This window comes from Paenibacillus turicensis (assembly GCF_017873435.1).
Taxonomy (GTDB): domain Bacteria; phylum Bacillota; class Bacilli; order Paenibacillales; family Paenibacillaceae; genus Fontibacillus; species Fontibacillus turicensis.
Genome location: NZ_JAGGKG010000018.1, coordinates 37,021 through 51,606, shown reverse-complemented (window position 1 = coordinate 51,606; position 14,586 = coordinate 37,021). Strand labels below are relative to the sequence as shown.

13 protein-coding genes are annotated in these 14,586 nt (G+C 40.4%); 8 read left to right on the top strand and 5 right to left on the bottom strand.

Annotation, left to right across the window (positions count from 1 at the left end; genetic code table 11):
- The first annotated feature begins 38 nt into the window (after nt 1-38).
- The 8 genes from J2Z32_RS16790 (at nt 39) to thiD (ending at nt 9,243) form a co-directional block, all read left to right on the top strand.
- The gene (locus J2Z32_RS16790; protein WP_210090343.1) at nt 39-716 is read left to right on the top strand and encodes a succinylglutamate desuccinylase/aspartoacylase family protein; all 678 of its coding nucleotides are present in this window, start codon (nt 39-41) and stop codon (nt 714-716) included.
- A gap of 107 nt (nt 717-823) precedes the next feature.
- The gene (murI, locus tag J2Z32_RS16785) at nt 824-1,588 is read left to right on the top strand and encodes a glutamate racemase (RefSeq protein ID WP_210090422.1); all 765 of its coding nucleotides are present in this window, start codon (nt 824-826) and stop codon (nt 1,586-1,588) included.
- 434 nt (nt 1,589-2,022) lie between these two features.
- On the top strand, nt 2,023-3,441 hold the full coding sequence (locus J2Z32_RS16780) for an RtcB family protein (protein ID WP_210090342.1): 1,419 nt from the start codon (nt 2,023-2,025) through the stop codon (nt 3,439-3,441).
- 29 nt (nt 3,442-3,470) lie between these two features.
- Nucleotides 3,471-5,123, top strand: coding sequence for an AraC family transcriptional regulator (locus J2Z32_RS16775; protein ID WP_210090341.1), 1,653 nt, complete (start codon nt 3,471-3,473; stop codon nt 5,121-5,123).
- Between the two features lie 184 nt (nt 5,124-5,307).
- Nucleotides 5,308-6,270, top strand: coding sequence for an ABC transporter substrate-binding protein (locus J2Z32_RS16770; RefSeq protein ID WP_210090340.1), 963 nt, complete (start codon nt 5,308-5,310; stop codon nt 6,268-6,270).
- Nucleotides 6,267-7,289: a FecCD family ABC transporter permease gene (locus J2Z32_RS16765; protein WP_210090339.1), complete on the top strand. Its 1,023-nt coding sequence runs from the start codon at nt 6,267-6,269 to the stop codon at nt 7,287-7,289. Before J2Z32_RS16770 ends, J2Z32_RS16765 begins: the two co-directional genes overlap by 4 nt.
- A complete protein-coding gene (locus tag J2Z32_RS16760) occupies nt 7,286-8,308 on the top strand; it encodes a FecCD family ABC transporter permease (protein ID WP_210090338.1) in 1,023 nt (340 codons plus the stop codon). The genes J2Z32_RS16765 and J2Z32_RS16760 overlap by 4 nt, the downstream gene beginning before the upstream one ends.
- A 107-nt stretch (nt 8,309-8,415) precedes the next feature.
- On the top strand, nt 8,416-9,243 hold the full coding sequence (gene thiD / locus J2Z32_RS16755) for a bifunctional hydroxymethylpyrimidine kinase/phosphomethylpyrimidine kinase (RefSeq protein WP_210090337.1): 828 nt from the start codon (nt 8,416-8,418) through the stop codon (nt 9,241-9,243).
- A gap of 44 nt (nt 9,244-9,287) precedes the next feature.
- On the opposite strand, the gene J2Z32_RS16750 is transcribed toward thiD, so the two are convergent.
- The 5 genes from J2Z32_RS16750 to J2Z32_RS16730 form a co-directional block, all read right to left on the bottom strand.
- Nucleotides 9,288-10,394, bottom strand: a complete 1,107-nt coding sequence (locus J2Z32_RS16750) for a YheC/YheD family endospore coat-associated protein (protein WP_210090336.1) — start codon at nt 10,392-10,394, stop codon at nt 9,288-9,290.
- 38 nt (nt 10,395-10,432) lie between these two features.
- Nucleotides 10,433-10,894 carry a GNAT family N-acetyltransferase gene (locus J2Z32_RS16745; RefSeq protein ID WP_210090335.1) on the bottom strand — a complete coding sequence of 154 codons (462 nt, stop codon included), beginning with the start codon at nt 10,892-10,894 and terminating at the stop codon, nt 10,433-10,435.
- 73 nt (nt 10,895-10,967) lie between these two features.
- The gene (locus J2Z32_RS16740; protein WP_210090334.1) at nt 10,968-12,092 is read right to left on the bottom strand and encodes a YheC/YheD family endospore coat-associated protein; all 1,125 of its coding nucleotides are present in this window, start codon (nt 12,090-12,092) and stop codon (nt 10,968-10,970) included.
- Nucleotides 12,092-13,465 (bottom strand): YheC/YheD family endospore coat-associated protein, encoded by a 1,374-nt coding sequence (locus J2Z32_RS16735; RefSeq protein ID WP_210090333.1) that lies wholly within the window; start codon nt 13,463-13,465, stop codon nt 12,092-12,094. Before J2Z32_RS16735 ends, J2Z32_RS16740 begins: the two co-directional genes overlap by 1 nt.
- Entirely contained in the window at nt 13,462-14,586 is a 1,125-nt protein-coding gene (locus tag J2Z32_RS16730) for a YheC/YheD family endospore coat-associated protein (protein WP_210090332.1), read from the bottom strand. Before J2Z32_RS16730 ends, J2Z32_RS16735 begins: the two co-directional genes overlap by 4 nt.

Here is a 14,586-nt window from a genome sequence, read left to right as displayed (position 1 = left end):
TTGCATACAATAATAGGAAAAAGGAGGCGACCGTAGGTATGGAAATAACAAAAGGAATATTAGCACCTGAAACCTCGTATCGCACACCTTATACTATATTTCGTAGCACACAACCAGGGCCTGTAATGATGATTGCGTCAGGCATACATGGGAATGAAACGGCTAGCATACGGGCAGCCCAAAACTTGATCGCAAAATTAAAAACAGGAAAATGGGGTCTTCGTCAGGGTACTTTGATTATTACCCCAATTATGAATAATAAGGCCTATTCAAAACGAATTAGAGGTGTTCCAGATCTAAATCGTACCTTTCCGCGTTATGCTAGTGGTTTTGCTACTCACCCGATCGCTAAGGATTGGATGGCATTAGCTCGAAAATATAAGCCCTCGTGGTATCTTGATCTCCATGAAGCAAATGGGTTATCACAATTAAATGCAAAATATTTAGGGCAAACGTTAATCGTGAATAAAGGGAACAAGGCGACGGGGAGTGCAAAAAAAATAATTTCGCGTCTAAATCATACGATACCTACTAAAGCCCATCACTTTAATTTAAAGGTTAAGCCACTAGGAGGTTCCTCGCGCATGGCAATGGTTCATAGCTTTAATGCTGCATCGGTGACCGTAGAGACCTGCTGGAGCTTATCTTTCCATCAGCGGGTGCAATATCAGGAGGAGATTTTATTGCAATTCTTGAAAGCCGCTAAAATGCGCTAATCAGTGCTAGGGATACTTGCCACATGGCAATATGTCGCGTTATGCTGTAATTATAATGTTTAATGGATTGGTTAGTATTAATTTATGATGTTGGGAGTAAACGTATTATGTCGATCGGTTTTTTTGATTCAGGGCTGGGAGGTTTAACGGTATTAGCGGAGACTTACAAGGCGATGCCTCATCAGGACTATATATATATTGCGGACACGTTACATGTTCCTTATGGTACAAAACAAGCGGAGGATGTTAAAAAATATGTTCTTGATGCAACCTCCATTTTAGCAGAGCAGGGGATTGAAGCCCTTGTGGTGGCTTGTAACACGGCGACTAGCATTGCAATTAAGGAACTAAGGGAACAATATCATTTTCCTGTGATTGGAATGGAGCCTGCAGTAAAGCCAGCGCTTGAAATGAGTCGGCGTGCAGGGTTAAGAGTACTTGTATTTGGAACACCACTTACACTTAAACAACCGAAATATCATATGCTTGTATCAAGGATTGATGATGAGTCCTTAGTCGATTCAATGCCATTACCAGAGCTAGTTCATTATTGTGAAAGCTTAGTGTTTGATGAAGACGAAATGAAGCAATACTTTAACAATAAACTTGCAGGATATGATTTAAATCAATATGGAACGATTGTATTAGGGTGTACGCATTACTCTTATTACCGTGATATTTTAAGTCAAGTTATCCCTGCACATATAAAAATTATTGATGGAAACGCGGGAACTGTTCACCGTTTAAGTGAAGTATTAGGACACCCTGAGTCGCACGTATCAGAGCATAAGGGAACCGTTTCTTTAATGTGTACGAACAACGATCCTGAATATATCCAAAAGATGCATTCCGCGTGGAAAAGGTTATTATAAAAATTGATTATAGTTGTTTACTCCCTTTAAAAGGATTGACAGCATGTAGAAAAATTAGGTATTATATTTCTAAATTATAACAGAGGAGGCCATGAGAATCATGACAAACAATACGAAATTATACAATCTAACTGAATATGTAAGCACCGTTCTCATGGGTCTGATACGTACGACATAATACTAAATGTAGTTCCATTATTTGTTATATCTTTTTAATGGGTGTAATTTAATATCAGAATATATCGCCATGGAGCCTTTTCCATGGCTTTTTTGCGTCCATATACGACATGTCTTATCAGACCCTACATGACAGATCTTACCTATAAGAAAATAAAAATATAAATGGTGGCTCAATCTAAAAATTAGGTGTTGCTAAGTAAGCAAAGTAAGACCCCTAATTTTGGTTTGAGCACTAGAAGGGAAATAAAAAATTTATGAGTTACATTCACGAGGTACAATTACCTGCCGGAAAATTAAAAGTATATATGAATGAAGAAATGTTTAATACACTGGATTACAAAGTGTTAGAGATGGCAAATAACAATTTGCAGATCCCTAATATCCAACATATGAGCTACACCCCTGATGTGCATGTAGGAGTTGGCACCTGTATTGGGACTACAGCCGCTTGGAGCATGGATAATGGGGTTGTATCTCCGTCAATTGTTGGGAGTGACATTGGTTGTGGCATGAGAGTTCATTTGACCAATCTCCATAAAGAGGATGTACAGGACATTAGACTTCGCCGCAAGCTTGTTCGTAGAATTGAACAGTTTTTACCGATGGAGGCACATCAGCGTGGACATTTTAGTGATATTCGCTTAGAGCATATTGTTAAAAAAGGTTTGCATGGTCTTCCGTCTAAATATGTTCCTGATGGCTATACGCCTAAAAAAGCAACCTCATTAAGTCATGTTGAGAGCAGTAAATATGCTTTTGACGAGGATGTGCTGGGTGATATTGAGGATATGACATGGCATCGTGCACATCGTCAGCTTGGCACACTTGGAGGAGGAAACCACTTTGCTGAAATCCAAGCGATAGAAATCGCACCAGAGCAACGTGAGATCGCCGAAAAATGGGGGTTATTTGACGGTCAAGTCGTGGTCATGATCCATTCAGGCTCCAGAGCTTGGGGAGGATATGTAAGTCAGGTAGGACTTACTCAGGTTCAGAAGGCCATGCAGCGTCTTGGCTTAGGGACAAGTGATCCACGTTTAGTGTTTGCCCCGATGGAGGAGCCCGAAGCACAAAAGTATGTCAACCAAATGTATTCGGCCTTAAACTATGCCATCGTAAACAGACATTTAATCGCTTATGCCATCCGTGAAGCCTTTTTAGATATATTTGGCCCCAAAACAAAGTTTGCTACCCTTTATGACTTAATGCATAATTATGCTCTAGAGGAACATCATGAGCAATACGGAGAGGTATTTGTTCACCGCAAAGGGGCTACGCGTGCCTTACCTGCTGGACATGAAGGCAATCCTAAGCCTTATGTAGGCACGGGGCATCCTGCACTTATCCCAGGATCAATGGGCACAGCCTCATATATTATGGTGGGTCAGCCAAGTGGTGTGGACAATTATTATTCCATTTGCCATGGCGCAGGCCGTGTACGCTCGCGTTCAGCTACGAAGCGATTAGTTACGGTAGACGAGTTTGCAAGTGCGCTAAGAGTAGGGCAGGAGGACGAAATTGTTGTCAATCAGAACTCCTTGGAGTCGATTCTGGACGAGTCCCCACAAGCGTATAAAAATGTAGATGATATTATTAATAGTGTGACTGGAGCATCGCTTGCCAGTGTTGTGGCTAAATGTTCGCCACTTGCAGCAATTAAAGGAGCAAAATAAAATGATTTTTAAAATATGGGGGAGACATCATGAGCAATAAAAGAGCTGAGGAAACGGAGTGCCAGTGGCTACCAGAGCTTGTCCATATTAAAATGTATGATACTTACCCACCTGAAGATATCGTTAAAGCACCTCACAGCTTGGAGCAGTTTACCTTATTATTACTTGTTCAAGGTAGGACTGAAATTATTGTCAATGGTAAATCAGTTTCAATAAGCGCTCCTTGTGCTTATTTACTGTTGCCTAATACGAAGTTGGAGTTCATCCTGCCTCCAACTTCTTTTCCTGTAGAGCTATTTGAGCTGCAATTTCAATTATACAGTCTGGTAGAGTACAGTCATACACGCAAAATATTTGAACGGAAGACTGATTTTCCCTATCAAGGAAGGTTGGCAGGTCATGCGGGTGCTTTACAGCGTGCTGTATTACGGCTTTATACAATAGCTAATCAAGAGCAGGCTAACAAACTTAAAATAAGAAGTCAGATGCTATATATTTTAGAACTATTATTAGCTGGACAAGACAGTCAGGAAAGACAAAATGTTAATCAGTTTATGACGGAATTACTTATATACATGAAAAGTCATTATAAAGAAGATATTACAATGGAGGAATTAGCGGCACGGGCAGGGATGCAGGCCTCATATTTTTCGCAACGCTTCAAGCAATATACAGGCAAAACACCGTTACAATATTTAAGTAGTATTCGTATGAATCGGGCCAAGGAGATTTTACTTGGCTCAGAATATAGCACTATTAGAGAAGTAGCTCGTCTTGTTGGTTATCGGGATGAGTTTTATTTCAGTCGACGATTTAAAGAGTTAAATGGAGTTGCACCTTCTCAGTATCATGTACGTCTTAAGCATCCGACTATAATTAGTTTATCCTTCCCTTACACAGAGCATCTCCTTGCATTAAAGATTGTACCCATTGCGGGTCAAGTGACTGCTTCGATGCAGGCAACGATTAAAGCCTTGCCTTTGCCTTATCATGGTAAGGAGGCTTGGGAGATCAGTCAAAATGTCTTTGTGGAGCATACACCTGATCTTGTTGTTTGTAAAAACAATGTGGCAGAAAAGGCTCGTAGCTATATCGGGGATGTCGTTCCAATAGTGACTTATCCATGGCGTGAGATGGATGTGTATGGTTTGCAATGGCGATTGGCAACACTGTTAGGAAGGGAAGAAGAGGCAAAATCGTGGCGGGAAGACTTTACTAATCAAGAAAAGGCAGCAAGGAGAAGGATTAATTCCATCGGTGACCTCACTGTTGCGTTATGTGTCCGACATGAGCGTGGCTGGCGTATGTATGGAGCTAGAAATATTGGACATGTCTTTTATCGCTCCTTGTTATTAAAGCCGCCCAAGCTTGTTAGGGATGCCATGGCTGAACATCCGATAGGCACTGAGTTCACTTGGTTATCATTTGAACCAGACGAACTATTATTATTTGAGGCAGATTATATATTTTTTGTTGTTCGGAATGAAAAGGACATTGAAGAGATTGTCGATTTCAAGAAAAATATCCCTGCCTGGCGAGATCACGAAGCGATCTCAAGAGAACAATATGCTTTTCTGGATTGGGATTGGTGGATGATCTATGCGCCCTTGTCTTTAGAAAAACAATTAGAGGCAGCGACGCTATTTGTCGAACGTATTATAAAAAGAAGAAATTTAACTTAAAATCAAATTCTAACAATATAATTTCTCTTATCGTTGTCTTGAACTATTTCCAAAATAGAGTCAGTTACTAAAAATAATCCATGATAAATTTTAACAATGTACACATGGACGTGAAATACTTCTGTAGCTATACTTTGTAATTGAGAATGATTATCAATTTTATTGAAGGTGAGGATGTTACAACATGGCATTTCGCAGTAAAATCATAACACTAGCTTTCGTTTTATTATTATCAGGCTTATTGACAGCGTGTGGGACAACAACCCAATCACAATCAAGTCAAGCCGATAATTCCAATAAAGGAAGTGCTTCAGCGAATGTGACGGCAATTGACCATAAAGCAGGGACTACAAAAATTACAGGTGTGCCTAAACGGATTGCTGTTATGGAATATGGTTTGTTAGCCACAGTCTTATCATTAGGTGAAACACCGATCGCTTATACAGATGATGGGAAACAGGATACTTTGCAGGAGCTAGGCTTTTTGGACAAAATAAAAGGGTATACCTCAATTGGTACTCGCCAGCAGCCTAATTTGGAATTGCTACGTACAGCTAAACCAGACTTAATTATCGGTGATTATGCTAGACATAAAGACATTTATAATGAATTGTCTAATATTGCTCCAACATTGCTATTGCCAGATACTAAGGCAACTTATGAGGATGCAATCCAAAATGAACTCATTATTGGGCAAGCACTACATAAGGATACAGAAGCAAGAGCTTATGTGGAGGCGCATCAGGCAAAATTGCAAGAGGTAGTGTCGAAAGCACCAAAGGATAAGTCATATTTGATCGCAGCTTTAGGTGAAAAGGTAATTAATCCACGAACTAATTTATTTTTTCAACCTAACATGCTTCAAAGTGCTGGTCTAAATTATGCTTTGACCGCAGCGGATAAGAAGGAAACCGCAAGAAAAGTAGACTTGGAGCAGATGCTAGAAATTGATCCTGATATTTTATTTGTTACTAATGAGCAGTTTCTAGAGAAATGGGAAAGTGATCCTTTGTACAAGCAACTTAAGGCAGTGCAAAACAATCATGTATTTGTTGTTTCTCATAGCAAGTGGTCGTTTAACCGTAGCTTGTATGGAGCAAACGTAGTGTTAGATGAGTTTGAAGCATTACTTCCAAAAATGAAATGAAGCAGGCTGAAGATGTAGTACATGGAAATAGAAGGTCTCTTATTTGGATTATTGTGATTGGCGGTGTCTTGTTGCTTGTGGCAAGCATCGCCTCCATAATGCTAGGTTCTACTCGTTTTTCATGGCAGGTGTTATGGAGTATGGTCATAAACTATACTCCTAATCGTGAACAGCTCATCATTGCTACAGTTCGTTTACCACGCTTAATTACAACAATACTTATCGGTGCAAATTTAGCAGTAGCTGGGGCTATAATGCAAGCAATAACTAGGAATCCACTTGCCTCACCTTCTGTTTTCAGTATCAATGCTGGCGCTTCATTTGTAGTTGTAGTTACGTTACTCCTATTTCCTTCATTTCCATCCATGCTTCGTGTTGCAAGTGCTCTAATAGGTGCGTTTGTTACTGTAATGACTGTATATGGATTAAGTCTTTTAATTCGATGGGGCAAAACAGAAGTCAAGATGGCACTGATTGGAGTTACAATGCAGGCCTTTTTTTCTGTTGTTATTCAACTATTGCTGCTGTTAAATGAAAGTAAAACAGAGCTAGTCATGTTTTGGCTAACAGGTTCGGTGGTTGGTAATCGCTGGAATGACATGCAGTGGCTTATTCCATTTAGCCTCGCTGGATTAATCCTAGCAGTATATATGAGTCGTGCGGCTTCTATTTTAAGCTTAGGCTCTGATATTGCCAAAGGCTTAGGGCAACGGGTTAAGAGACTACGTGTTGTGTTAATGCTGCTAGTGGTGGTGCTTGCAGGAATATCTGTGTCTGTAGCGGGACCTATTAGCTTTATAGGCTTAATTGTGCCACACATGGTACGAGCTCTGGTTGGTGTAGACTATCGTGTCATTATTCCAGTAAGTGCACTTCTGGGGGCAGTCTTGCTCACTGTGGCTGATGTAGCTTCCAGGTTCATTCATTTTCCTGCCGAAACACCTGTTGGTATAGTGACAGCGCTGCTTGGAGCGCCATTCTTTATTTATTTGGCGCGCAAGAAGGTGGTAACTTTATGAATGTCAATACACAGCATCAAGGAAAACGTTATAGTTTGATAAAAAATATGCTTGGGCTACTTGTTTTATTGATATTACTTGTGCTAATGGCGCTTCTAAATATTGGTGTTGGAAGTGTACCTTTGTCTGTTTCTGAGGTGATTGCTGCCTTTGGTGCCCATGCAAACCCTGATCATCAGGTCATTGTAATGGATTATCGCTTGGTACGTACTTTACTAGGAATGATGGTTGGTGCTGCCTTAGGTGTAGCAGGGGTGGTTGCACAAGCAATTTTATATAATCCGCTTGCCTCACCAGGAACGTTAGGGATTACTGCTGGCTCAGGGGTAGGTGCAGTGATGATTGTTATGCTTGTTCCCCAAGCCGCAACAGGTCTAGTCTCCGCTGCTGCCTTTACAGGTGGTGTGCTAGCTGCTACAGTTATTTATTTGGTTGCTTATCGGGGTGGAGTTGATGCGATAAGGCTTGCGCTTGTTGGTGTGGCTGTAAGTGCGCTTTGTGGTGCTGGGATAAACTTATTATTAGTAAGTGGGGACGCCAATTTATCTACTGCTTTGGTGTGGTTGGCAGGTAGCTTGTGGGGAAGAGATTGGATACAGTTTTACAGCTTACTTCCTTGGGTCGTGGTACTCATTCCTGTAACATGGTGTTTATCTAGGCAAATGGAGGTTTTACAGCTTGGTGATGAGACTGCTCAAGGCCTTGGGGTACGGATTCAAGTTTTACGCGTCTTGTTGCTGGCTATTGTCGTTGCTTTAGCGGGTGCAGCGGTATCTACAGCAGGAACGATTGGTTTTGTTGGACTTATTTGTCCGCACATCGCAAGAGGACTTGTAGGTAATCGTTATTCCATGATTATACCTGTTGCTGCTGTGTGTGGAGCACTGCTTGTTATTACTGCAGATTTTTTAGGGCGGGTGGCACACCCTCCTCTGGAAATTCCGGCAGGTATCGTTACAGCAGTCATTGGTGCGCCATATTTTATTTATTTAATGTGGAGAAGTTCACGCAAGGGATGAGAATTTCTATTCAAAAATTGTTTGTCTGTCCCTCAAAATGTATTATACTATATAAAAACATTGCGACTTGACGTTGCTAATTTGCGTTTTGAAAAGGAGTAATTATTTTGGGAAGTGTACTTAAAACTTTAACTGTAGCCGGTAGTGATTCTAGTGGTGGAGCAGGAATCCAAGCCGATTTAAAAACCTTTGAGGAATATGGTACGTATGGCTTTAGTGCACTTACGACCATAGTGACGATGGATCCAGATCAAGATTGGCACCATCGTGTTTATCCGATTGACGCGGCATTAGTGGCAGAGCAGCTAAAAACAATTTTAGCTGGTGGTCCTGTAGCAGCGATGAAAACAGGAATGTTAGGTAGTGTAGAAATTATACAGGTTGTAGAATCGATGATTAAGGCTAATGATCAACAAAATGTTGTCATAGACCCTGTTATGGTATGTAAAGGGGAAGATGAGGTATTAAATCCAGACAGTGCGGATGCCATTCGTGATTTGTTGCTGCCGCTAGCTACGGTTGTAACACCAAACTTGTTTGAAGCAGGCGTCTTATCAGGTTTAGGCAAATTATCAACGCTTGACGATATGAAGCAAGCTGCGATTAAAATTCATGAAATTGGTGCCCAAAATGTAGTCATTAAGGGCGGTAAAGCATTAGACGGTGACCATGCGATCGATTTATATTATGATGGGCAAGAGTTTACTGTGTTTGAGACACAAAAAATAGAACCAGCACATAATCATGGCGCAGGTTGTACATTTGCAGCTGCAATTACAGGTGGTTTAGCAAATGGCTTAAACGTCAAAGAAGCTGTAGCCAAAGCAAAAGATTTCGTTACTGAAGCGATTGCTAGTGGTTATCAATTTAACGAATACGTAGGACCTGTTTTCCACGCAGGTTATCGTTTGAAGCATAAAGCGAATATTTTGTAATAAAGAAGCTGTAATACAGCATTAAAATACCGCCTCGATCTAATTTAAGACGAGGCGGTATTATTTTGTTTATACACCCATAATGCATATTCCAGCGGTCTGCGAATCGCCTGCTGATAAGCCTCCGTATCCCCAGATTGCAGGAACACTTGTCGTGCTGGTTTAGGATTGACCTCAATTAGATAAATTCGACCTTGGCGATCTATCCCTAAATCCAAAGCAAGCTCACATAATGCCTCATACGTATCTTCTAAATAAGCAGCAATTTCAAGACTAAGCTGTTCTGCCGTTGTTCTAATTTGCTCGCGCTTCAGCTCACTAAATTTCCATTCCTTTAACAAGGTGTCCATCGGAATGGCTTTACCCCCGCCATGAAGATTCGAGGTTACACTTCGCTCAGGGCCCATACGACCTGCACAACCTGTGACCTGCCATTTTCCGTTTCCGTTTTTTTGAACTAGCATGCGGTAATCATGTACTCTTCCATTAGGTAACTTGATCTGTATGCCTTGCTGTACTAGAAAACGTTTATCGCCTCGCCAATGAAGCAAATATGATTTAAGCTGCACTAGGCTTACTTTTCGTTCAGGAATAATTTGTCTTGATGGTTTTCTACCTTGAATACGGTATTGATTTGGAGACAATTTTTCAATTCTTAAAATGCCTCTGCCCCCGGTTCCATTTATGGGCTTAACATACACAACTTGATGCTCCTGTAGCATTTCTAAAACGTTATTTATATTTAGAAATAGTTTTGTTTGAGGAAGAAAGGGGCGGAATTTACTCTTTTGAGATAACGTTTGATGTATGGTCCATTTATCTCGTAGGGGACGGTTTAGAAATAGTTTATCGCGATAACGAGCCCGAAATACTTTCAGTTGCTCAAAGCGTTTACTTTTTTGTATACGACAGCGGTCAAAAATAAGTTGAGGAAACTTTTGCCACTTCCTAGACCACTTTTTTGTGCTGGGATTGTAAATAAGTGCCCAAATCATATCTTTATTCTTATGAACATCCATAGGGGTAAATACAAAAATATCTAAGCCCAGCTTTTGACCCTCTACGATCATTTTTTGATAAATTTGCCTCTCTTCAAGCTGCTTTTTATCGTTCAGGTATAACGTTAGTATACCTAATGAAGGCTGTGGCACACACGATCACCTCTTCAAGTTCATTCAAGCTTAAGTAATCAGACTACTTCCATAATAAGAAAAGAATAATGTTTAGAATAAGTAATGATTTGCGTAGCTATAAGCCCACTATTAAAGCACATTTTTACAGCTGCTTTATTCCACATGGGTACCTGGTAACATACAGTTCCTAGTTCTATAAGTTGTCTAGATAATAACTGTGTACCTATGCCCATATTGCGATATAGGGGGTGGACAATAATTAGACCGATATCTCGACCGTAATTTGTTGTAATGGCGAAGCCTGCAATTCGTTCTCCCTCTTCGGTTCTAACCGTCGCTAGTAAGAAGGAAGAGTCTTTTTCAAGTAGTTTGCCAGATGATAATTTGTAAAGGGAAGGGAATATAGAGTGTGAATGTAGTTCATTACATTTTGCGTATTTACTATATAAGGATAAAATATGCTGATGAATTTGCTCCCAAGGACCATCTTGATTTATATTCATCGCTCTTATGTTCATGTAGAGTTCCCCTCCCATTCCATTAAAATCAAGTCTTTGTGTCAATGCACCTTAAACTTTAAATGAGCTTATTTTAATTTTGAATTTGCTTGGCATTCCGATATAAATAATGACTGTACTGAATCACTCTCTCAAGTGACTTTTTACGAATATGTGTTTCATCAAACTTCATCGGCTTGGCGTTAGCCTCAAAAAACCATAGCTTCCCATTTCGATCGATCCCTAGATCCATCGACATTTCCCCTAGCATGTAACCACAGGATTTCTCTAAATGTTTTGCGATAAGAATGGCACTAGATTTCAGCTTATTCATTAATAAACTGGTCATTTCCTGACCAAAGGAGGAGAGTAGTAGCTTTTCAGGCTCTTCAATACTTCCCCCTTGAGGGACATGTGTCGTAATTCTTTTTAGTCCTGCCAGTCTTGCGCCAATGCCTGTAATCATCCAATTCCCTTTTCCTGTTTTTTGTACAAGTACTCGAAGGTCAAAATGACGATTACGATAGGAGGATAATTCAATCGCCTCCTGCATAATATAGGCACAAGCTCCACTTTCCTTACGTATTCTTTTCCATAGCTTTGGTAGCGAAGCAGTGCGATATACGATATTTTTATGGTGATGACCTTGAATGATTAGGCATAGGGGACGAGGACTGGCTTCATCCCACTGCAAAAGCATAATCCCTTTTCCTGCCTTACCACTTTCAGGCTTTAAATATAACGAACCATATTGCTTAAGCATACCTGCAAGTGACTTGGAGGAAAGGAGACGTTTCGTATCAGGTACAAGAGCCTTAGTCCCTTGGCTTTTTTTAAGCCAGTCAAATAGTCGCCATTTATTAAAAAAGTATGGGTTATACAGTTGGATTGAAGGGTGCTCTAAGCACTCCTCAATTTTTTGCTTAACTTTAGGTTTATTTTCATCTTCGCGTAATGGGATCCGATTATAGATAACATCAGGTAATGGAAACCAGTTTCTAATCCATGTTTTTTCATTTGGATCATAACCATAACCTTGAACCTTTGGTGCATGTAGCTTTAAATCCTTTACGGTGACTACATATACCAAAGTATTCATTTCACGACCTGTTTTAACGATATCCCGAAAATTAGCATGGTTACCCCTAAATAGCTTTACTTTATCGGACACAGTCAAAATTGCAATGACAGGTCTTTGCTCATCAAAAGGGTAGTTCATTATACCTCCCTCCTCCGAAATTTGCTAAGGAACAAGCAATGTTCAAGGATATGCTCAACAGATGCTTTTCCTTCGGCTCGAAGAGAAGGGTGCTTGAAGATAGATCGCCCTGGCTTTGCATTAGCTTCAAACATCCACACTTTTTCATCTTGATCAATCCCTAAGTCGAAGCCAATTTCACCAATTAAATGTTGATGATGGAGTTCAATGGCTTCCGCAAGTCGGATGGCTACTGCTTTTGCATTTCGTAATACCTCGTCACTTCGAGCGCCAAATGTGCGGCTTAGTGCCTGTTCAGGAGTCAAAAGGGAACCACCGTTTTTAAGGTGTGTTGTCACGCTACCTTTACCAGACTTTTTAGCGCCAATGCCTACAACAACCCATTGATTTTTACCGTTTTTATGCATGTGAAATCTAAAATCAATAGGGCAACTATCAATTTCAATTAGACGAATTCCTTGCTGAGCTACATATCCACGCAATTGCCCACCGTGACGTGTCTGCAATGTACGCATCAGACTTTGAAACGATTTAAATCTCAGCAGTGCATTCCGATCTTTGTTGCGATAACGAGCGTAATATCCGCTTTTTGGAATATAGGAGAGCCGATAAATCCCTTTACCGAGACTACCGCTATTTGGTTTGTAATAAACGATTGAATGTCGTTCTAGCATTTCCTTTATTTGCTCTGGGGCTGGATTCATAATCGATTCTGGAACATAGCGATTTACAGTGTTATCATGTTCAAGCAAACGATAAATATCTGACTTATTAAAGAAGCTCCAGTTGAAAAAAGGAATTCTCCGACGAGCTAGCTTTTCACGTAATTGGTTAATGGAGTTAGAGGTTTCCGCTCTACGACTAGGAAGACGATTGTAAACGACATCGGGAAGAGGGACGGTCTTACGTATAAACCTACCTGCTTCGTTAAGGAAATATCCGTTTACGGTATCATTTTCAAAATGAATATCTCTAGGTGTAAAGGCAAAAATATAAGATTTTTTATTTCCAGCTCGAAGGAGTTGCTTAATAAAGTCAGTTCTAGAGCCAAAAGGATTTTGGGCAGAAGAAGTTGGGCCATCTGATAAAACTCCAATTAGAGGTCCTATCTGCACTTCTCCTTCTTGTAGGCTTCGTAAAAATACACTACCAGAGCTAGGCACCTTCATTTTTTTTCTAACACTAGTTGGTAAATATAAGTGTTTCCCTGATTTGTTGATGGGCTTAAGCATTGCAGGCATCCGCTCGCCACCTAGGCGAAGCTGAACTGATTTTTTTCCTGACAAATTCAAGTTTTTCATTAAAGCACCAGACACATATACGACCTTCTGGGGCTGCTGTGTGAAATGAACGTTGCCAAAAGTCAAGCTCATGAATTTATCCTCCTAAACATTCTGTGTGTAAGCAGGTAATGAGTATAATCAATCAGATTTTCTACTGATTTTCTAGCACTATCGGCTTCTCCAATCTGGAAAAAGGCAGATCTCCCTGGCTTAGAGTTGACCTCAAGCACCCATACCTTGCCTTGCTTATCTACACCATAATCAATACCAAGCTCTGCAAGGCGTCCAAAATTTTCTTCTAAGGTACTAGGGATAATGGTTGATAATTGTGTTATGGTATCCATAATTTCTGTCGCCTTGACTTTACCAAATTCATGAATAAGATAAGAGCGTGCTTTATGGGCTTTCCCTCCGCCATGTAGGTTGGAGGTGAGTGAGTTTTTTCTGCCGATTCGGGCAGCGGCACCAGTGAGATTCCAAGTTCCAGTCTGCTCCTTTTGCATCAAGACGCGGATATCAAATGGCTCCTCTTGCATGTTAGTTAAATGTAAATAAGGCTGTAATAAGTAATTTTTGTGTTGTGTAAATCGTTCGATCCAGCTGTAACCTGCACTCGTATTTAAATAACGTGTAAAAACGGTATTTGCCCCACTGCGTCCTCTTATAAATAATTGGTCTTTATGCCCTATGGCTTTAATATATAGTGTTCGTTTGCCATGTGTGCCACATTGTGGCTTTAAAAAAGCTTCCCCCTGATGAATCGTTAACCAGTCTCCCAACTGATTTTTTCCCTCGAATAATAGCGTTTCAGGTAAATAGGGGGTTAACTCTTTGTTTTGTAACAAAGCTTGATGTACAATCCATTTCCCTGCTAATCCTCGTGTTAAATACATAAACTCGTGAGCTTCCTTTAACTGAGTAAGGCACATCACTTTGGACTGATGTTGTTTAGTGTTACGGGAAAAATATCGATCATATAAAACATCTGGCAAAGGGAAAATACCTTTGCGCCAGCCTTGCTCACCATAACTGTAACCTTTGATGGACTGTTCTCCTGGTTTAAACCATTCTGGACAAAACACAAATACCTGTATTTCCTGCTTGTGCCCTAGCAAGCATAATCTTCGGCATAGCTGGCCTTCATTAAAGGGAAGAGAACCGCTGCTTTCTGTAACTAAGATGCCTAACGTACCTAGCTGTAATTTGCTCAT

Bases quoted from the DNA above. Each gene is read 5' to 3' on its own strand.
- J2Z32_RS16790 (WP_210090343.1), top strand. From the start codon at position 39: ATGGAAATAACAAAAGGAATATTAGCACCTGAAACCTCGTATCGCACA.
- murI (WP_210090422.1), top strand. From the start codon at position 824: ATGTCGATCGGTTTTTTTGATTCAGGGCTGGGAGGTTTAACGGTATTA.
- J2Z32_RS16780 (WP_210090342.1), top strand. From the start codon at position 2,023: ATGAGTTACATTCACGAGGTACAATTACCTGCCGGAAAATTAAAAGTA.
- J2Z32_RS16775 (WP_210090341.1), top strand. From the start codon at position 3,471: ATGAGCAATAAAAGAGCTGAGGAAACGGAGTGCCAGTGGCTACCAGAG.
- J2Z32_RS16770 (WP_210090340.1), top strand. From the start codon at position 5,308: ATGGCATTTCGCAGTAAAATCATAACACTAGCTTTCGTTTTATTATTA.
- J2Z32_RS16765 (WP_210090339.1), top strand. From the start codon at position 6,267: ATGAAGCAGGCTGAAGATGTAGTACATGGAAATAGAAGGTCTCTTATT.
- J2Z32_RS16760 (WP_210090338.1), top strand. From the start codon at position 7,286: ATGAATGTCAATACACAGCATCAAGGAAAACGTTATAGTTTGATAAAA.
- J2Z32_RS16745 (WP_210090335.1), bottom strand. From the start codon at position 10,894: ATGAACATAAGAGCGATGAATATAAATCAAGATGGTCCTTGGGAGCAA.
- J2Z32_RS16740 (WP_210090334.1), bottom strand. From the start codon at position 12,092: ATGAACTACCCTTTTGATGAGCAAAGACCTGTCATTGCAATTTTGACT.
- J2Z32_RS16735 (WP_210090333.1), bottom strand. From the start codon at position 13,465: ATGAGCTTGACTTTTGGCAACGTTCATTTCACACAGCAGCCCCAGAAG.
- J2Z32_RS16730 (WP_210090332.1), bottom strand. From the start codon at position 14,586: ATGAGCAAATTACAGCTAGGTACGTTAGGCATCTTAGTTACAGAAAGC.